Annotated in this window: 18 protein-coding genes and 1 pseudogene; 8 read left to right on the forward strand and 11 right to left on the reverse strand. The window is 69.1% G+C overall.

Annotated features, from left to right (window positions below; translation table 11 throughout):
* Positions 1-4 precede the first annotated feature (4 nt).
* On the reverse strand, positions 5-1,600 hold the full coding sequence (locus K340_RS0107150) for a phosphodiester glycosidase family protein (protein WP_029136221.1): 1,596 nt from the start codon (positions 1,598-1,600) through the stop codon (positions 5-7).
* 140 nt (positions 1,601-1,740) lie between these two features.
* Between K340_RS0107150 and K340_RS0107155 the strand changes: the two genes are divergently transcribed.
* Genes K340_RS0107155 through K340_RS0107165 form a run of 3 tightly spaced genes read left to right on the forward strand, consistent with a single transcriptional unit; the run spans position 1,741 to position 4,307 of the window.
* Positions 1,741-2,691 (forward strand): 1,4-dihydroxy-2-naphthoyl-CoA synthase, encoded by a 951-nt coding sequence (locus tag K340_RS0107155; protein WP_029136222.1) that lies wholly within the window; start codon positions 1,741-1,743, stop codon positions 2,689-2,691.
* Between the two features lie 6 nt (positions 2,692-2,697).
* Positions 2,698-3,834 carry an o-succinylbenzoate--CoA ligase gene (menE, locus tag K340_RS0107160; RefSeq protein ID WP_029136223.1) on the forward strand — a complete coding sequence of 379 codons (1,137 nt, stop codon included), beginning with the start codon at positions 2,698-2,700 and terminating at the stop codon, positions 3,832-3,834.
* A complete protein-coding gene (locus tag K340_RS0107165; RefSeq protein ID WP_029136224.1) occupies positions 3,831-4,307 on the forward strand; it encodes an OsmC family protein in 477 nt (158 codons plus the stop codon). Before menE ends, K340_RS0107165 begins: the two co-directional genes overlap by 4 nt.
* Here K340_RS0107165 and yidC read toward each other — a convergent pair.
* Both yidC and K340_RS0107175 read right to left on the reverse strand, forming a co-directional pair.
* Positions 4,261-5,106 carry a membrane protein insertase YidC gene (gene yidC, locus K340_RS28080; protein ID WP_084614129.1) on the reverse strand — a complete coding sequence of 282 codons (846 nt, stop codon included), beginning with the start codon at positions 5,104-5,106 and terminating at the stop codon, positions 4,261-4,263. The genes K340_RS0107165 and yidC overlap by 47 nt on opposite strands.
* 124 nt (positions 5,107-5,230) lie before the next feature.
* On the reverse strand, positions 5,231-5,575 hold the full coding sequence (locus K340_RS0107175) for a DUF6412 domain-containing protein (RefSeq protein WP_211229304.1): 345 nt from the start codon (positions 5,573-5,575) through the stop codon (positions 5,231-5,233).
* A gap of 32 nt (positions 5,576-5,607) precedes the next feature.
* On the opposite strand from K340_RS0107175, the gene K340_RS0107180 reads away from it, so the two are divergent.
* Complete coding sequence (locus tag K340_RS0107180; RefSeq protein WP_029136226.1) at positions 5,608-6,492, forward strand: 1,4-dihydroxy-2-naphthoate polyprenyltransferase; 885 nt, start codon at positions 5,608-5,610, stop codon at positions 6,490-6,492.
* Here K340_RS0107180 and K340_RS28085 read toward each other — a convergent pair.
* From K340_RS28085 to K340_RS28095, 3 genes are read right to left on the reverse strand one after another with little or no spacing between them, the layout of a single operon-like run.
* Complete coding sequence (locus K340_RS28085) at positions 6,470-7,978, reverse strand: pyridoxal phosphate-dependent decarboxylase family protein (RefSeq protein ID WP_211229305.1); 1,509 nt, start codon at positions 7,976-7,978, stop codon at positions 6,470-6,472. The two genes, K340_RS0107180 and K340_RS28085, sit on opposite strands and share 23 nt — an antisense overlap.
* A 10-nt stretch (positions 7,979-7,988) precedes the next feature.
* A complete protein-coding gene (locus K340_RS28090) occupies positions 7,989-8,780 on the reverse strand; it encodes a helix-turn-helix domain-containing protein (protein ID WP_051265327.1) in 792 nt (263 codons plus the stop codon).
* Positions 8,781-8,790: 10 nt separating this feature from the next.
* The gene (locus tag K340_RS28095) at positions 8,791-9,162 is read right to left on the reverse strand and encodes a nuclear transport factor 2 family protein (RefSeq protein ID WP_051265330.1); all 372 of its coding nucleotides are present in this window, start codon (positions 9,160-9,162) and stop codon (positions 8,791-8,793) included.
* A gap of 254 nt (positions 9,163-9,416) precedes the next feature.
* Here K340_RS28095 and aspS point away from each other — a divergent pair, with 254 nt between their 5' ends.
* Positions 9,417-10,733, forward strand: a complete 1,317-nt coding sequence (gene aspS / locus K340_RS0107200) for an aspartate--tRNA(Asn) ligase (RefSeq protein WP_051265433.1) — start codon at positions 9,417-9,419, stop codon at positions 10,731-10,733.
* A 38-nt stretch (positions 10,734-10,771) separates the two neighbouring features.
* Here aspS and pip read toward each other — a convergent pair whose 3' ends face one another.
* A complete protein-coding gene (gene pip / locus K340_RS0107205) occupies positions 10,772-11,737 on the reverse strand; it encodes a prolyl aminopeptidase (protein ID WP_029136228.1) in 966 nt (321 codons plus the stop codon).
* On the reverse strand, positions 11,734-12,399 hold the full coding sequence (locus K340_RS0107210; RefSeq protein WP_211229307.1) for a TetR/AcrR family transcriptional regulator: 666 nt from the start codon (positions 12,397-12,399) through the stop codon (positions 11,734-11,736). The genes pip and K340_RS0107210 overlap by 4 nt, the downstream gene beginning before the upstream one ends.
* On the opposite strand from K340_RS0107210, the gene K340_RS0107215 reads away from it, so the two are divergent.
* Positions 12,377-13,108, forward strand: coding sequence for an SDR family oxidoreductase (locus K340_RS0107215; protein WP_029136230.1), 732 nt, complete (start codon positions 12,377-12,379; stop codon positions 13,106-13,108). The genes K340_RS0107210 and K340_RS0107215 overlap by 23 nt on opposite strands.
* Here K340_RS0107215 and K340_RS34005 read toward each other — a convergent pair whose 3' ends face one another.
* The gene (locus K340_RS34005; protein WP_051265334.1) at positions 13,109-13,684 is read right to left on the reverse strand and encodes a GNAT family N-acetyltransferase; all 576 of its coding nucleotides are present in this window, start codon (positions 13,682-13,684) and stop codon (positions 13,109-13,111) included.
* Positions 13,685-14,311: 627 nt separating this feature from the next.
* On the opposite strand from K340_RS34005, the pseudogene K340_RS37480 reads away from it, so the two are divergent.
* Both K340_RS37480 and K340_RS36925 read left to right on the forward strand, forming a co-directional pair.
* Positions 14,312-14,953 (forward strand): annotated as a pseudogene (locus K340_RS37480) (DUF222 domain-containing protein); the annotation flags it as partial.
* 265 nt (positions 14,954-15,218) lie between these two features.
* On the forward strand, positions 15,219-15,971 hold the full coding sequence (locus K340_RS36925) for an HNH endonuclease (RefSeq protein ID WP_051265336.1): 753 nt from the start codon (positions 15,219-15,221) through the stop codon (positions 15,969-15,971).
* A gap of 43 nt (positions 15,972-16,014) precedes the next feature.
* On the opposite strand, the gene K340_RS0107235 is transcribed toward K340_RS36925, so the two are convergent.
* Positions 16,015-17,316: a sensor histidine kinase gene (locus K340_RS0107235; protein ID WP_037363107.1), complete on the reverse strand. Its 1,302-nt coding sequence runs from the start codon at positions 17,314-17,316 to the stop codon at positions 16,015-16,017.
* Complete coding sequence (locus K340_RS0107240) at positions 17,313-17,972, reverse strand: response regulator transcription factor (protein ID WP_029136233.1); 660 nt, start codon at positions 17,970-17,972, stop codon at positions 17,313-17,315. The genes K340_RS0107235 and K340_RS0107240 overlap by 4 nt, the downstream gene beginning before the upstream one ends.
* Positions 17,973-18,080: the final 108 nt, after the last annotated feature.

The following is an 18,080-nucleotide window of genomic DNA, read 5'->3' on the forward strand; positions in this document are numbered from 1 at the left end:
CCCGTCAGCCGAGGTAGATGGCGTCGCCTACCGGACGCTCCCCGGTGGCGTCCGATGGATGGCTGATCAGCTGCCCGTCGATCGCCATCGCGGTCGAGCCGCCGCCGTCCAGGTTGATCGCCTCGGTCATCCCGAGGGCCTTGGCCACGGCCGCCGTCTCCGGGATGGACAGGCCGAGATCGCCGAGCTGACGTCCGTCGACCGTCACCAGCACCGTCCGGCCGCGGGCGTCCACGCCGGCGAAGGTCCGCGGGTTGCGCTGCAGGACCCAGCCGTAGGCGAATGACGGATCGTCCGCGTGCACCATGCCGTCCGTTCGTTGGGTGATGTGCACCCGCCCGTTCTGCAGCAGCTGCGGGCCGCCGTTCACCACGGTGACCCCCGGTCGGGCCAGGTTGGCCCGGCCGTCGGTGATGCTGGTGCTGATCCGCAGCAGCTGCCCGGGACGCACAGTGGCGAGTTCGGCCGCCTCCGCCCCGGTGGCCTGCACCGACCGTTCGCCCGGCCGTAGTGCTACCCCGCGCTGTGCGTGCACGGCGACCACCTTCGACCGGCGATCCAGCACCACTTCGGCACCGGCGCCGGCCGGTGTCGTGGCCCCGAAGGCGCCGGTGAAGACGATCAACTCGTCCGGGTCGGTGCAGGTCACGTCGTGTTGCGGCAGGTCGGTCGGCTGGTCGCCGATACCGCCGCAGTTACGGATCAGCCCCGGCACCCGGTTGATCCCGTCCAGCGGATACGACCGCCCGCCGAGGTTCACGGAACCACGCCACGTTGGCCGGATCACCGAGGTGTGCCGGGCGTTCGAGGTGAGCAGCAGGGCCGGCCGGCCGGCGGTGGTCTCCGACTCCAGTACACCGTTGTAGACCCCGACGCCGGCCGCGTCGCCCTGGGCACCGGCCTTCGGATCGAGCACGAAGAAGCCGGCATTGATCGCCGCCACCGCGCCGACCGACCGGCCGAGGGCGGTGGTCGTCTCCCGGTTCTCGATGTCGGGTCCGTAGGTGGCGCCCAGCTCGCCGCGGAACCGGCTCGGATCGATGGTCAGCACCTTGACATTCCACTGGCCGGCGACGTCGCTGCCGCCGTCCCAGCCGGTGTACCAGGCCCGACCGGTGAACCCGGCGGCCTTCAACGAGGCGGCCGCCGTGGTGGCGGCGGCCTGGGTCGGGAACTGCTCGGCCAGCCGCACCCGGTAGCCGATCACCGACGCCGGGAGGTCGGCCACCCTCGGCTGACGAACGGCATCGTCCTGAGCCGAGAACCCTGCCGCGGCAAGGCGTGTCACCAGATCGTCGGCGGCGCCGCGGTCCTGCACCGATCGGGCCGGTGCATCGGGATCCGGGCTGCCGGCCCCGCCCGGGATGCTCAGCTCGACCACCCACGCAGTGTCGGGATCGATCGCGCCCCTGGTGATCTCGGTGAGTGTGACGCCCGGCTCCAGTTGCCGCGTCGACGACGACTGCGGAAGGTCGGACGGGCCGAGCGGCAGCTCAGGGACGGACGGACGGTGACCGGTACCGGCAGCGGCCGGCGTCACCCCGGCGACCACTGCTGCCACAGCCAGGACAAGGACGGCACGGCTTCTGCTTCGGTTCACGGCATCGAGTCTGGGCAGCAGTGCCGGCCGGTGGCAACCGCAGTCCCCGGTTCGCCGCAGATCCAACCCGTTCAGCCGCCCGCCGGTCGCTGTGCGTCGCCGGCTGCCGGTCGGAACCGGACGTCTCGTACGCTCGACCCATGTCCAGTTCGACGTCTCCGGGCGACCCACAACAGCCGTTCGACGAGAAGCAGTGGCGTCGGGTCGAGGGCTTCGACTTCACCGACGTCACCTATCACCGACAGATCGGCATCCGCCGCGACGGCAGCGCCGGCGATCTGCCGACGGTGCGGGTGGCGTTCAACCGGCCCGAGGTGCGCAACGCGTTCCGGCCACACACCGTCGACGAGTTGTACCGGGCCCTGGATCACGCCCGGATGACCAGCGATGTGGGCTGCGTGCTGTTGACCGGTAACGGGCCGAGTCCACGCGACGGCGGCTGGGCGTTCTGCTCCGGCGGCGACCAGCGGATCCGCGGCCGCAGCGGCTATCAGTACGCCAGCGGCGATACCGCCGAGACGGTCGATCCGGCCAGGGCCGGCCGGTTGCACATTCTCGAGGTGCAACGGCTGATCAGGTTCATGCCCAAGGTGGTGATCGCCGTGGTGCCCGGCTGGGCGGCCGGCGGTGGTCATTCGCTGCACGTGATCTGCGATCTCACCCTGGCCAGCGCCGAGCACGCCAGGTTCAAGCAGACCGACGCCGATGTCGGCTCGTTCGACGGCGGCTACGGCAGCGCCTACCTGGCCAAGTTGGTGGGCCAGAAGTTCGCCAGGGAGATCTTCTTCCTCGGCCGGGAGTACACCGCGGAGCAGATGCACGCGATGGGCGCGGTCAACGAGGTGGTGCCGCACGCCGAGCTGGAAACTGTTGCCCTGCAGTGGGCCGCCGCGATCAACGCGAAGTCGCCGACCGCCCAGCGGATGCTCAAGTTCGCCTTCAACCTGACCGACGACGGGATGGTCGGCCAGCAGGTGTTCGCCGGCGAGGCCACCCGACTGGCCTACGGCACCGACGAGGCGGTCGAGGGCAGGGACGCCTTCCTGCAGAAGCGCGATCCGGAGTTCGACGGCTACCCCTGGGCCTACTGAGCCGCGATGTCCCGTCCCCTGCTCCAGCTGCCGATGCCCACCGGATCCGCCGTGCTGGACCTGCTCCCCCGGCTGGTGGATGCCCTCGCCGGCGGCCCGGCGGTCCAACCTCTGCCGGCCGATGCACCGGCCGGCACAACGACTTTCGACGACCTCGGCGACGGCGACGACCCGACAGCGATCGTGATGGCCACCTCCGGATCCACCGGCGACGCCAAGCGGGTGCTGCTGCCCTCTTCAGCGCTCGCGGCCTCGGCGGCGGCCACCGAGCGGCGGCTGGGCGGTCCCGGCGGCTGGCTGCTGGCGCTCCCCGCACACCACATCGCCGGCCTGCAGGTATTGCTCCGCGCGGCCGGCGCGAACGCCCCCATTGCCGTGCTGGACACCGGAAGGCCGTTCACTGCAGCCGGTTTCGTTGCAGCGGTGGCAACTCTGGAGAGCGAGCGACGATACGTCTCGCTGGTGCCGACCCAATTGCACCGCATCCTGGCGGATGTCGCGGCCACCGAGGTACTGGCCGGATTCGATGCCGTACTGGTCGGTGGCGCGGCGACATCGCCGGAGCTGTTGGCTCGCAGCAGCTCTGCCGGCATCCGCACCGTCACCAGTTACGGCATGAGCGAGACCTGCGGCGGCTGCGTGTACGACGGCCGGCCGCTCGACGGGGTGTCGGTGGGCATCGGGGATGACGGACGGATCTCATTGACCGGCAAGGTCGTCGCCCGGGGGTACCTGGGAATGCCCGGCCACCAAGCCTTTCCGGAGCCGGGGACGTTCCGGACCGACGACCTCGGCGTGCTCACCGATGCCGGCCTCACCGTGCTCGGCCGGGCCGACGAGATGATCGTCAGCGGCGGCGAGAAGGTCCCGCCGGCCCCCATCGAGCGAGCACTGTCCGGCGTACCCGGCATCGGTGAGGTGGTGGTCGTCGGAGTGCCGGATGCCGAGTGGGGCCAACAGCTGGTCGGTGTCGTCACCGGCGTCATCCCCGGCGACGATCAGCTCGCGATCGCCCTTGCGCAGCTACCACGGCACTACCGGCCGCGCCGCTGGGTACATATCGACGCGCTACCGGTGCGCGGCCCGGGCAAGCCCGACCGGGCGGCCGCTGCCCGTATTGCGGCATCGGCGAGAGAGGGATGAACACCGTGCACCACTACCGATCCGAGTTGCGATGGGCCGGTTCGACCGGCGTCGGGTATGACGCCTACGACCGTCGTCACCGCCTCACCGCCGCCCCGGCGGAGCAACCTCTCGAGCTCTCATCGGACCCGGCCTTCCTCGGCGACCCGAGCCTGCTGAACCCGGAACAACTGCTGTTGGCCGCCGCGAGCTCCTGCCAGCTGCTGAGTTTCCTGGCGGTGGCCGCCAGGGCCCGCCTCGACGTGGTCGGCTACACCGACGCCGCCGAGGCCGAGATGGATGAGGCCGACCGGCCGACCCGGATCACCACCATCCGCCTGAACCCGGTGATCACCCTGGCCGACACCGACCGTCAGCGTCCCACCGATGAGCGCCTGCGCAAGCTGGTCGACATCGCCCACCATGAGTGCTTCATCGCCAACAGCGTCACCGCCCGAATGTTGGTGACTGCCGAATTCGGCTGGGCCGCTTGACCTTCGGCGGCCCAGCCGCGGAGAATTCGCGATCCACCTTTCGGCCGAGAAAGTGCGTCTGTCCCAAGGTCCACACGTTGGTCGCCAGGAAATACAGCAACAGGGCGAGCGGAACCGGGAAGAGCAACCCGGAGACCAGTAACCCCAGCGGCGCCAGATACGGCATCAGCCTGGAGATCGCCGACACCTGCGGGTCGGCCCGCAGCAATGCCGACCGCCGCATCGACAGGCGCATGGACAGGAAGGTCGCGGCGCCGGCCAGCAGGATCAGCGGCAGCCCGACCGCCAGCAGCTCCGGCCGACCGGTGCCGGCCTGCAACAGATCGGCGGCCGGTTGGCTGATCCAGTTGCCGATCCTGGCACCGAACAGGTGCGCGCCCAGGAACGAGTCGACACCGGACCGGTCGAAGATCCGGTTGCTCGTCGCGCCTGGCGCGAACCCTCGCAACACGCCGTACAGGCTCAACACCACCGGAAGCTGCAGCAGCATCGGGCCGATGCCACCGAACATGCTGACGCCGTTGTCGGCGTACAGCTTCTGCATCTCTGCGGCCTGTCGGTTCCGATCGGTCCGGTACTTCTTGCGGATGACGGCGACCTGCGGCGCCAGTTGCTGCGTCCTTCGGGCGGATCGCAGTTGGTGCAGTGCGGGTTTGATCAACAACGCCCTGATGGTGAACACCAGAAAGGCGATGGCCAAGGCCCAGGCAATACCGCTGGCCGGGCCGAAGACGGCACCGAACACCCGGTGCCAGAGCCACAATACGGCGGAAACGGGGTAGGTAAAGACATCGAACATGGGGGAACGCTCCGTTGGGGACGCACGCCACCGGGGCGCGCGGAAGGGGTTTCAGATCAACGGAAACGGCTGCGGGGTGCCGCGAACGGCAGTCCTGCGGAAAAGGAGGCGAGTTGCTGGGAGCTCACGCAGCCGTCGGGGCCGCGGTCGGTGCTCTCGGGCGGGTACGGCCGCGGGCGTCGGGGTCGCGCAAGCGCAAGAACGCGGTGTGTTCCGCGCAGTCCCGCAAGCTCAAGGTGCGGACCCAGGCCGGCGCCGCCTCCGGGTTGAGCCGCAGCTGGGTGCCGGCGACGGCGATCACGATCACCAGGCCGGCCGTCAGTGCGGCGGCAAAAGCCAGCGGTCCGGTGGCGCCCGACGGCAATCCGCCCAGCAGGGCCGGCAGCTCGAGAACCAGCACCGGGAGCACGGCAAGCAGCAGCCGCATCCTTCGCACGGCGTCACCGCGGATCGCACTGCCACTGGCCACGACAGCATCGTACCCGGCTAGGGTTTGATGTTGTGGCTTCCCTGTCCGAATGGCTGTCCGCCTCCCGCCCGCGCACGCTGCCCGCTGCCGTCGCCCCCGTTCTGGTCGGCACCGGCGTGGCCGCCGCGCTCGTTCATTTCGTTGCCTGGAAGGCGGTACTCGCGCTGGTCGTCAGCCTGGCGCTGCAGATCGGGGTGAACTTCGCCAACGACTATTCCGACGGCATCCGCGGGACCGACGAGCATCGGATCGGCCCGATGCGGCTGGTCGGATCCGGGTTGGCCCAGCCGGCCCAGGTGAAACGGGCCGCCTTGGCCTGCTTCGCGGTGGCGGCGCTGGCCGGGCTCGCGCTGGCGGCCACCTCCGGCTGGTGGCTGGTGATCCCGGGCGCACTCGCGGTGCTGGCAGCCTGGTTCTACACCGGCGGGCCGCGACCGTACGGCTACGCCGGGTTCGGCGAGCTGTTCGTCTTCGTGTTCTTCGGGTTGTTCGCGGTCAACGGCACCACCTACGTGCAGGCCGGCCGGATCACTTACGGCTCGCTCACCCTGAGCATCGGCATCGGGTTGCTGGCCTGCGCGTTACTGATGGCGAACAACCTGCGCGACATCGAATCGGACAAGAAATCCGGCAAGCGCACGCTGGCGGTGCTGCTCGGCGACAGCCTGTCCCGCCGGGTGTACGTGCTGATGCTGGCCGGCGCCTTCCTGGCGGTGATCGCGGTCGGCATCCGCCGGCCGTGGGTGCTGCTGGGGTTGCTGCCGATCCTGCTGGCGATCGCGCCGGTCAAGGCCGTACTGCACGGCGCCCGCGGGCCGAAACTGATCGCCGTGCTCGGCGCGACGGGCGCGATCGAATTCGCCTATGCGGTACTGGTCACCCTCGGGCTGGTCTTCACCCGGCTGGCTGCTCTGTAGTCGGCGGGGCGGTAGCGAGCGCACTGGCGGCCGCCTGCCGGAGCTGTTCCCAGGTGGTCTCGATGTCGGCGTCCGTCGTTCGCCACCCGCCGACCGCGATCCTGATCGCGGTCCGGTCGTTCACCTTGGTGTGGCTCAGATATGCCACCCCCGAGGCATTGACCAGCTCCATCGCCGTCATGGTGACCAGGTCAGCCTGTTCGTCGGTGAGCCGGGTACCATTGTCATCGGCGACGATACGGAAGGTGACCAGCCCCAGCACGGGCGGTGCGGCGAACGCCATCCGCGGGTCGTCCAGCACCAGGTCGGCAATCCGGCGGGCCTGGGCGATGCCGGCGCCGATGTGCCGACGCAGGCCGGTCAGACCGTAGCTGCGCAGCACCATCCACAGTTTGACGGCACGAAATCGTCTGCCCAGTTGCGGATGCCAGTCACGGAAGTCGACCACCGCACCGGACTCGCTGGCCGGGTTCCGCAGATATTCCGGCAGCAACGACAGCGCCCCGGTGAGCGCCTGCCGATCGCGCACCCAGAACGTGCTGCAGTCGAACGTGGTGAGCAGCCACTTGTGCGGGTTGGTCACGTATGAATCTGCGTACTCGGCCACGCCGTCGTTGATCCAGCGCAGTTCCGGCCGGACCGCGGCGACGCCGGCCCAGGCCGCGTCGACGTGCAGCCAGGCACCGACCTCCCTGGCCACCGGACCGATCAGCGCCACCGGGTCGACGGCGCCGGTGGACGTGGTGCCGACCGCCGCCTGGATCATCACCGGCCGGAATCCTTGGGCAACATCGCGTTCGACCGCCGCGCGCAGACTGTCCAGGTCCATCGCCTGGGTCGCGGGATCGACGTCGATGCTACGGATCGCCTGCTCGCCGAGCCCGGCCATCATGCTGGCCTTCAGCAGCGACGAGTGCGCCTGGCTCGATCCGTAGATGGTGTAGCGGTCGGTGGCGACGCCATCGACACGCGCCCGCCCGCCGCTGGACCGGTGCAGCGCGGCCAACAGCGCGGTGAAGGTCGCGGTCGACGCGGTGTCGGCGATGACGCCGCCGCCAACTCCATCGGATCCGTTGTGTCGGAACGCCTCCGGCAGGCCCAGCGCCTCCGCGAAGGCGTCCATCACCACCTGCTCGAGTTCGGTGAGCGCCGGACTGGTTGCCCAGATCATCCCCTGGGCACCGATGCCGCTGGACAGCAGATCGCCGAGCGCCGCGGCCGGCGAGGAGTTCGCCGGGAAATAAGCGAAGAAGCGCGGGTGCTGCCAGTGGGTGATGCCCGGCATCACGATCTCGTCCAGATCGGCGAGTACGGCGTCGAACGGCTCCGGGTGTTCGGGGGCGTGGTGCGGCAACTTCGCGGCGATCTCGCCCGGATTGACCTGGGCCAGCACCGGGCGATGGTCGATCGATTCCCAGTAGTCGGCGATCCAGTCGATCACCTGGTGGCCGTTGCGGCGGAACTCGTCTGCGGACATGTGACTCATCGGCATCAGCTTAGATGGCTGTCCCCGACCGGTCGGCCGCCAGCTCGTTGAGGACGTCTGCGCTGCGTTTGTCCGCCGGGTAATAGGACTCCAGGGAGATCTCATCGAGCGTGACGTCCTGAGGAGTTCCGAAGGTGGTGACCGTCGAGAACAGCCGGAGCTCATGGCCGCGGTGTCGGATCAGCATCGGAATGACCACCTCAGAGGCGTCGGGGCCAGGACCCTCCTCGGGCGGCGTGGCCCCGAAGAACTCGTTGTAGAGGGCTGCGATGACGGGATCGCCGGTTCTGGCGAGCTGACGCGCCAAGCGCAGGCGGAAGAAGTTCTTGACGTCGGCGAAGTTGACGATGCTCGATGCCAGGCCTTCGGGCGACAGCGCCAGGCGCACCATGTTGACCGGATCAGCGCGCAGCTCGGCTGATGCGGTGTCCAGAAGCTGCGCGGCGGCACGATTGGCCATCACGATGTTCCAGTGCCGATCGAAGACCACGGCGGGATAGGGCTCGTGCGCACCCAGCACCCGGACGATGGCCGCGTGGACCGCAGACATGTCCGGCGTCTCGAACGGCCGCTCGAAGTACCGAGGGGCGAACCCGGCCGCCACCAGCAACCGATTGCGCTCTCGCAACGGCACGTCGAGCTCGGTGGCCAGTCGGAGCACCATGTCGGCGCTGGGGCGCGAGCGACCGGTCTCGACCAGGCTGACGTGGCGCGGTGACACGCCGGCAGCGATCGCCAGGTCGAGTTGACTGAGCCGGCGACGATTCCGCCACTGCCGCAACAACCCTCCGACAGTCTGCACGAACGCGAGTCTAGCCCGCGGAGAGCGTGGCCAGCGGATTGGTGTCGCCATCGATCGGTTGGACGACCTCCCAGTGTTCGGCGATCAGGCCGTCGGTGACCCGGAAGACATCGGACACCAGGATCACCGAACCGTCTGCCAACCAACGCCGCGAGAACATCGTCACGAACTCGTCGTCGGCGAACAACCGGAGGATCTCGATCCGCATCTGCTTCAACGGAAAGTCCCGGAAGAAGGCGATCCAGTCCGCCCTCGACGACGTCGACACCTGTGGATTGTGGTCGACGAAGTCCTCCCGCATCAGCGGCTCGACAGCATCGAGATTTCCTTTGCCGATGAGTTCCTGCATCGCCGTGATCACCAGTCGCTTCTGATCGTTCATGGTGCCGAGTGTGGCAGCGGGCAGCGGCGGTGTCGATGAACTCGGATTTCATGGCGGCATCGGGGCCCGGTTCCGATACGATGGATCTACTCCGGCAACGACGGGTGTGACGAACCCCGAGCCGAAGTCGACTTGTCACCGCAGCAGTACGACTCCTCGAGGTCGGCCGATCCTGGTCGACGAAGATGTGGTGGCACCGCGACCTCCCGATCGCCCACATCACCCACGGGACACTCGAGGAGGTGGCAAAGACCATGCAACACAGCACATCGCAACACTCCACATCGCCGACCGCACCCCCGCCGCGCACCCTGTGCGCGGACCTGCCGGCTGAGGGCCCGGTGACCGTCGAAGGCTGGATCCATCGGCGCCGCCGGCTGTCGTCGGTGACCTTCCTGATCGTCCGCGACCGCAGCGGCACCGCCCAGGTGGTGGCGACCGATCCCGCGGTGCGGGCACAGGTCGACGCGCTGGGCGAGGAAACCGTCATCCGGGTGCGCGGGGTTGCCGAGCGCAACCCGCAGGCTCCCGGCGGCGTCGAGATCTCCGCACCGGTGCTGACCGTGCTGTCGTCGGTGGCCGAGACTCCCCCGGTCGAGCTCTGGCGACCGGGGCTGGCGGCCGGGCTGCCGGTGCTGCTGGACAACGCGGCGGTGACCTGGCGTCATCCCACCCGCAGAGCCGTCTGGGAATTGGCCGCGGCGTCGGTGCGAGGGTTCCGGTCCACCTTGGACAGCCTTGGCTTCACCGAGATCATGACGCCGAAAATCGTTGCGGGCGCGACGGAATCGGGGGCGAACGTCTTCGAGCTGGACTACCTGGGTACGCCCGCGTACCTGGCGCAATCGCCACAGTTCTACAAGCAGACGATGGTCGGCGTTTACGAGCGGGTCTACGAGACCGGACCGGTGTTTCGGGCGGAGCCGCACGACACCGTGCGACATCTGTCCGAATATGTCTCGCTGGACGCCGAGATCGGGTTCATCGACTCGCATCGCGACGTGCTGGCGCTGCTGCGGGAGGCGTTGGCCGGGATGGTCGCGGCACTGCCCGGCGCTGCCGCCGACCTGGCCGGAGCCCGGATACCCGTGGTGCCGCAACAGATCCCGGTGGTCCACTTCAGCGAGGCGCTGCGACTGGCGGGAGCGGATCCGGACGAGCCGGATCTGGCCCCCGAGCACGAACGTGCCCTCGGCGCATGGGCGCTGCGCGAGCACGGGACCGATTTCCTCGCCGTCGAGGGTTATCCTGCCGTCAAGCGGCCCTTCTACACAGCACCGCAGCCGGACGATTCTCGCTGGACCAATTCCTTCGACCTGCTGTTCCGCGGGCAGGAGCTGGTGACCGGCGGTCAGCGGCTGCACCGATACCCGGACTACCTGGCAGCACTGGCTTCTCGCGGAGAGCGCCCCGACGCGTACGCCGGCTATCTGCAGGGGTTCCGACACGGGATGCCGCCGCACGGCGGCTTCGCGATCGGCCTTGAGCGGTGGGTGATGCGGCTGGTCGGGGCCGACAACATTCGGCTGGCCACGTTGTTCCCACGGGATCTGCACCGGCTGGCGCCCTGATCACCGATCGGGAGTCGGACGCGGCGTGCTGACGGACCTCACCGATCGGCGAAGTCCGTCAGCGCGGCCCGGATCGCTTCGGTCATCGTGCTGCTTCCGGTGTGTCCGGAATCCTCGACCACGGTGAGTTGCGCGTCGGGCCAGGCCTTGGCCAGCTCCCAGGCCGTGATCAGCGGGCTGCCCAGGTCGTACCGGCCGTGGATCAGCCGACCGGGAATGCCGGCCAGCCGGCCGGCATTGTCGATCAGCTGCCCCTCACTGAGCCAGGCGGCGTTGCTGAAGAAGTGTGCGCAGATGCGCACGAAGGCGTTGCGGGAAGCCGGGTCCCGGGCACTGTAGGCACCGGGCGAGCCGTTGGTCTCGCCGGAGATGACGGCGTCCTCCCAGGCGACCCACTCGGCGGCCGCCGCGTCCCGAACGGCTCGGTCGGCGTCAGCCATCCGGGCGGCATAGGCGGCCAGCACCGGCAGGATGTGGCCGCCGGACGGAGCCTCGGGAACGTGCGCGACAAACCGTTCCCACTCGCCCGGGAACAGCCGTCCCACACCGTGGTAGAGCCAGTCGATCTCGCTGCGTCTGGTGCTGGTGACGCTGACCAGCACCATCTCTGACACCCGCGCCCGGTGCACCTGCGCGTAGGCCAGCGCCAGGGTCGCGCCCCAGGACCCGCCATAGACCAGCCACCGCTCGATCCCGAGATGCGCGCGCAGCAGCTCCAGGTCGTTGACCAGGTGCGCGGTGGTGTTGACACTCATGTCGGTGTCCGGATCCGCGGCGTTCGGCGTACTGCGCCCACAACCCCGTTGATCGAACCTGATGAGCCGATAGCGGTTCAGGTCGAAGGTTTTCGGCTGCTCGGTGGATGCGCCGCTGCCGGGCCCGCCGTGCAGGCTGACCACCGGCTTGCCGGACCGGTCGCCCCAGCTCTCCCAGTGGATCTTGTTGCCGTCACCCACATCGAGCATGCCGCTTTCGGCCGGCGCCGGTGCCGCTGGTGTTGTCACCGTGTCTCCCCGGCGGCGAGAAGGTTGACCAGCTCACCGATGACGGCGTCGTCGAAGGGTGTCGGGCGGATCAGGATCCGGTACCAGACCACGCCGAACACCACATCCACCAGAGTGCCGATGCCGACGCCTTCCGCAATGTCGTGCTCATGGCGCCCCAGGATCTCCGTCAGCGCGGCGCGCCGATTGTCGACGAAGATCGCGCGGAAGCGATCGGCGAACGCTTCGTCCAGTTGCGCCTCGGCGGCCAGCGCCCGCAACAGATCGGTGACGCCCGGGGTCCGGGCCAGACCCACCGAGCTGGTCAGGAACTCGGTCAGGTCACCACGAAGGGTGCCGGTCTCGGGAGCCGCGACGCGCGACTCGACCTTGCGCAGCAACGCCTCCATCACGACGTCCGCCTTCGTCGGCCACCATCGATAGATCGTCTGCTTGCCGGCCCCCGACTCCCGCGCGATCCGCTCCATCGATACCGCCGCGTATCCGTCGGATCCGACGATGTCGACGGCCGCGTCCAGGATCGCCCGGCGGGTGTCCTCGTTGCGGGTCCTCCCCCGTGCCGCCGCTGGCTTGTTCATTTCCGGAAGTGTACCGTATTCAATACGGACCGTCTCGTATTGAAAAGAAGTGAGTATGACGATGGAAACGAACACGAAGAACACCGGTCTCGCGCTGGTGGTCGGGGGGTCGTCCGGCATCGGCTCGGCAACGGCGCAACTGCTGCTGGACCGTGGGTACCAGGTGCACATCATCGGTCGGGACTCCGAGCGGCTGCTGAAGGCCTCGGCACAGATGCCTGCCGTGATCACCCATCAGGCCGACGCCGGCGACCCGGAAGCACTGGTGCAGGTGGCGGCGGGGCTCGGCGCGATCGACATCCTGGTGGTGACGGCCGGCGGCGCCGAGGGCATGGGGCCGTTCGCGGACCTCGATCTGGCGGCGTTGCGGCGGGCGTTCGACGCGAAGTTCTGGGCCCAGGTGGTCACCGTGCAGGCCGTGCTGCCCTACCTGGCGCCGGCCGCATCGATCACCGTGGTGGGCGCCATCACGGCCAGATCGGCGATGCCCGGCACTGCCGGCCTGGCTGCCGTCAATGCGGCGGTGGAGGCGCTGGTCCGGCCGCTCGCCGTCGAGCTGGCGCCGCGGCGGGTGAACGCGGTGTCCCCCGGGTTCGTCGACACCCCGTGGTGGTCGGGCATTCCCGAGCCCAGCAGGGTGGCGTACTTCGAACAGGCGGCAGCCGCGTTGCCGGCGCGACAGATCGCCGGGCCGGAGCAGATCGCCGAGGCGATCGCCTTCGTCGCGACCAACCGGAACGTCACCGGCACGGTGATCGAGACGGACGGCGGCGCCCGACTGGTGACGATCTGATCAGCGGTCAAGGTCGCCGGTACCCGCCCACTCCACCACCGGCCGGTCGGTGGCCAATCGGCCCACCTCGGTGAATCCGGCTGCCAGGAATGACGGCAGGACGCCGGTGAACCTGTTGCGGCTCGCGCGCTCGACGCTCGGGTCGATCGGATAGGCCTGCAACACCTTCCGGTGCACTCGCGCCCAGTCGACGGCACCCGAGACCAGGGCGGTCATCACCCCGGTCCCGCGGTCCGGCGGCCGCACGTACAGACACGGCAGGGCGATCACCGAAGTCCCGGAGAAGTGGTACTTCGGGAACCGTTCGCTGAGCCATCCGAGTTCGTCGCGTTCGCACACTCGGGCCCAGCCGACCGGCCGGCCCTGTCGGAAGGCGAGTAGGCCGGCCATGCCGCTGCTGATCTCGGCCTTCAGGTCGGCGCGGTTCGATGCCCGGTCGCGACGGTGGTACCCGGCGCCGAGAATCCAGTACTGGCACCAGCAACCGTTGGAGGCGCCGGCCCGGCCGAACAGTTCGGCCAACGAGTCCCACCGGGAGGCGTCGGCGGGGCAGACCTCGATGTCGTCATCGACCACCCATTGATCTTGGCACGAACCTACGACAACGCACCGGCCGGATCGTGACTGTCGGTGCGGGCTCCTTCAGCCGGCTGACCCGGTCCGCGAGTTCGGGACTGTCGGTGCAGGCTCCTTCAGCCGGCTGACCCGGTCCGCGAGTTCGGGACTGTCGGTGGCGGCTGAGATGCTCACGGCAATGCAGGATCTCGAGCTCGACAGCAACAACTCGGGGACTGTCGGTACCGGGTGAGATGCTCGATGTAGTAGACGTTTCGGTGGCGACGGCGCCGCCGGATTGGGGGTATGGGGATGACGGCGATCGACCCGGGCGGCGTGCCAGGTGAGCCGGGCTGGCAACTGCCGACAGCGGAGCTGCTGGCGGCCACCACCGCGGATGACGCACTGGCCGCGTTGACGGATCCCTTCGGCCGGGTCTCCCCGGACCGGATCGCCGCGGCAGTGGCGCTCCTGCCACCTGGGGCGGTGGCGGGCGAGCTGATCGAGCGGTGCGACCCGACCGACCCTTCGATGTCGCCGCTCGGCCGGCTGCGGCTGATCGCCGCGACTGAACGGCAGACCGCCCGACTACAGGCCCGCCAGGACCAATGGCTGGCCTCCTTCGCCCGGCCGGGTGTCTCGGTCAGCATGGAGCGCCTGCTCGACCTGGTGTCCGACGGCCGGCGTGGCAACTCCCTGCACCCCTGCGCCGTCGAGCTCATCCCGCTGGACGTTCGCGCCGATCCCGTGGCTTTCGCCGCGGCCGTCGCCGAACGCCCTGACTGGCAGGCCGCGCTGGCCGACGGCGCCGAGCGGGCCGCCGCCGCCGAAGTCTCGGCGGTGCTGGGCATCTCACCGGCCTCCGCCGCCTACCGGATCCGCCACGCCATGGTCGTGGTCGACGAATTCCCCTCCACGCTGGAAGCCCAACTCGCCGGCTACCTCGACCGACAACGAGCCCATACCATCAGCGGCACCTTCAGTTCCCTGACACCCGAGCCGCGCGGCCGGGCCGAAAGACAGGCCATCGCCGACAGCAGCAAATACACCCCCAGACCATTCGCCGACCACTGCGAACACCTATTGATGCTCGCCGATCCCGGCGCCGCCGAACAACGGGCGAAGGATGCCTTGGCCAACCGGCGAACCCGCCGACAGGCCGGCCTCGACGGGATGGGACGGTTCAGCGCCGACCTCCCTGCCGACAAGGCGTTGCTCACCGGCGCCGTGTTGGACGCAGCAGCCCGCCGCTTCCCCGCCGCACTCCGCGACGGCCGAACCATCGACCAACTCCGCGCGGACATCTTCGCCGGCATCTTCACCAACCTTGCCGAAACCGGCCACACCGATCTGCGCGGTCAGGTACCCGACCAACCGCCCGCGGCCGCCGAGCCGACGCCCGAACCGGCAGTCGCTCCACCCCAGGCCCCGCCCGACACAACCGATCCGACAGACAACTCGAGTCCAGCGCCGGAGGATGCCGGCACTCCGGACAACGCCGACGCGACCGACGACACCAACGCGTCCGGCAAAGCGGGTCCAGCGCCGGAGAATAGTGGTCGCCCGGACAGCACCGACAGCACCGACAGCACCGACAGCCGCCACGCCGGAAAGTACCGGCCCACCGCCGGATTTCGCGCCCTGGTCACCGTGCGTCGCGCTCACCGTCGCCATCGGCGCGTCCACCCTCGCCGGCCTCGACGACGACCCAGCACGGCTCGCCGGACACGGCTGGATTCATGCCGGCCTCGCCCGCCTTCTCGCCGAGTCCGCGTCCAGCATCCGACTGGCCATCAACCGCGAAGACGCCACCCCACACCAACAATCACCAGGCGATCCGGCGGACAACCGTGCCCGCGGGCAGACCCCTGCCGGCACCAGATCCTGTACCGACCGACCCGGCCACCAAAACTGCACCAACGACGCCACCTGCGGCGGCACTCTCGACCATGGCCGCGCCGTCTACCGCCCGCCGGTCGCCACCAAGGACTACGTCATCACCCGCGACCGCGTCTGCCGTCACCCCGGCTGCCGACGGCCGGCCGAGAACTGCGACCTCGACCATCGCCGGCCGTACGACCAGGGCGGTCCCACCTGCCCCTGCAATCTCGATTGCCTGTGTCGCAGCCACCATCGGGCGAAGACGTTCCTCGGCTGGACCGCCATCCGCACCCCTGGAAACCACCTGCGATGGACGACACCGCACGGATACACCGCCACCGATCATCCCGAACCGCAACCCGGCGGAATCCACTTCACTGCAGCCGATCTCGAGTCCCAGCCGCTCTATGACCCAGCGCCGTTCTGAGCGTCGGGCCCCGGAAAGGTATCGAATTTGAGACGGGACAAGGTCACGACACGAGAGCCGGCACCCGGACCGGCACCAGCATCCGCACCGTCAGCCCGCCGCCAGTCCGGCCGGAGATCTCCAGCCGGCCACGGTGCGCCTCCGCGATCGCTCGGACGATGGACAGCCCGAGTCCGACGCCGCTGCGGCCGTCCGGCCGCCGGATCGACGTGCGGGACGCCTGGGAGCGATAGAACGGCTCGGCCAACAGTTCGATGTGCTCATCATCGATCGGCGGACCGGTGTTCTCGATGGCCAGCACCACGTTCTGCGACTCGGTGTGCACGTCGATCCAGATCCGACCGCCGGCTTCGTTGTGCAGCCATGCATTGTCCAACAGGTTCGTCACTGCCCTGGCGAGCATCACCTGGTCGGCGGTCACCGGCGACGGAACCGTGTGCATCCGGATCTCGATCTCCGCGCCGCCCATCCGTTCCTTGAGGTCATCGACCGCATCGGTCACCACCTCGGCCAGGTCCGAGGTACTGAAGTCTCCGGTGGTCTGCCCGCGCGCCAACGTCAGCAGCGCCGCGATCAGCACTTCGCTCTGTTGCCCGGCCTTCAGCGCGGTGCGGATGGCCGGCTGCAGGCTCTCCGGGACCTTCCCCTGACTCAGCGGGATCTCCAAAGCGGTCCTGGCCGTCGTCAGCGGGGTCCGCAACTCATGAGAAGCGTTGGCCACGAACCGCTCCTGACTGGTGAAGGAGGCCTGTAGCCGATCCAGCATGGCATCGAAGGTATCCGCCAGCTCCTTGATCTCGTCGGGCGGACCGGGCAGATCGAGCCGCTTGTCCAGGTCGTGGGTCGACAGGTCCTTGGCGATCGCCGTCACCTCGCCGATCCGACGCATGGACCTGCGGGCCAACCACCACGACACCGCCGCCGCCAGCACGGCGAAGACCAGCAGGGCGATGCCTGACCACACGAGCAGTCCGACCCGGACATCACCGGCCAGGCTCTGGGACTTGCCCATGTACCAGCTCTGCGCCGGCTCCCCGGCGATCACCACGGTCGACCAGCTGCCGGTGGCGTCGCCCGGAACCGCCGGTCCGGTCGCCGTGGCCATCTCGAGGCCTTTCGCCACCCCGACCCCGTCCGTGGCGGCGGTCATCACGCTCACCCCCGGCGGCATGGAACTGATCGCGTCGGTACTCGAGGCGATCGCGTGGTCGAACAGTCGCGACACCATCAGATATTCGACCAACACCAGCGCGACTCCGGCCACCACGAAGACGGTGGTGAGTCCCAGCGCCAGTTTGGTGCGGAAGCTCTGGCGGGCAAGTACTGCGGGCACCTTCATGATCATCCGATCCGGTATCCGTGGCCGACCTCGGTCTGGATGACCGGAGGGTTGCCGAGTTTGCGACGCAGGGAGAACACCACCACTTTCACCACACCGCGCGAACGATCGAACGGGTCCTCCCACACCTCGTCGAGCAGCTCCGTCGGCGACAACGCACCGCCGTCGGCCTCCAGCAGTGCCTGTAGCACCGCCATTTCCTTGGGCGTCAGCCGCACCGGCCGGCCGTCCCGTTCGGCGGTCCGCCGATCGGTGTCCAACCTGATACCGGCACGCTCCAAGACCCGGCCCCGGCTCGCTTCGCCGCCCCGGCGGCCGAGCGCTCGAATCCGGGCGAGCAGCTCGACGTAGGCGAACGGCTTGGCGAGGTAGTCGTCAGCCCCGAGATCGAGGCCCGACACCCGGTCCGACAGCGATCCGGCGGCGGTCAACATCAGCACCCTGGCTGGATGTTCGGCGGCGATCAGTGCCCGGCAGACCGCGTCGCCGTGCAGCACCGGCAGATCACGGTCCAGCACAACGACGTCCACGTCGTTCGCACCCAGGTGGGCCAGCGCGGCGGCACCGTCACCGCACACCTCGGCGTGGATCCCCTCGTCCCGCAGCCCGGTGGCGAGCGTCCGCGCAAGGTCTTGTTCGTCCTCGACGATCAGCACCCGCATGCTGTTCTCCCTTCGTCCGCGTCCGGCCCGACCGGAAATGCCATCCAGCATCCCGCAGCCGGGTTAGCAGCGGGTGAGAAAGCGTCAGACCCCGGCCCAACCCCGACC

Origin of the sequence: Nakamurella lactea DSM 19367 (assembly GCF_000426645.1) — a bacterium.
GTDB lineage: Bacteria > Actinomycetota > Actinomycetes > Mycobacteriales > Nakamurellaceae > Nakamurella > Nakamurella lactea.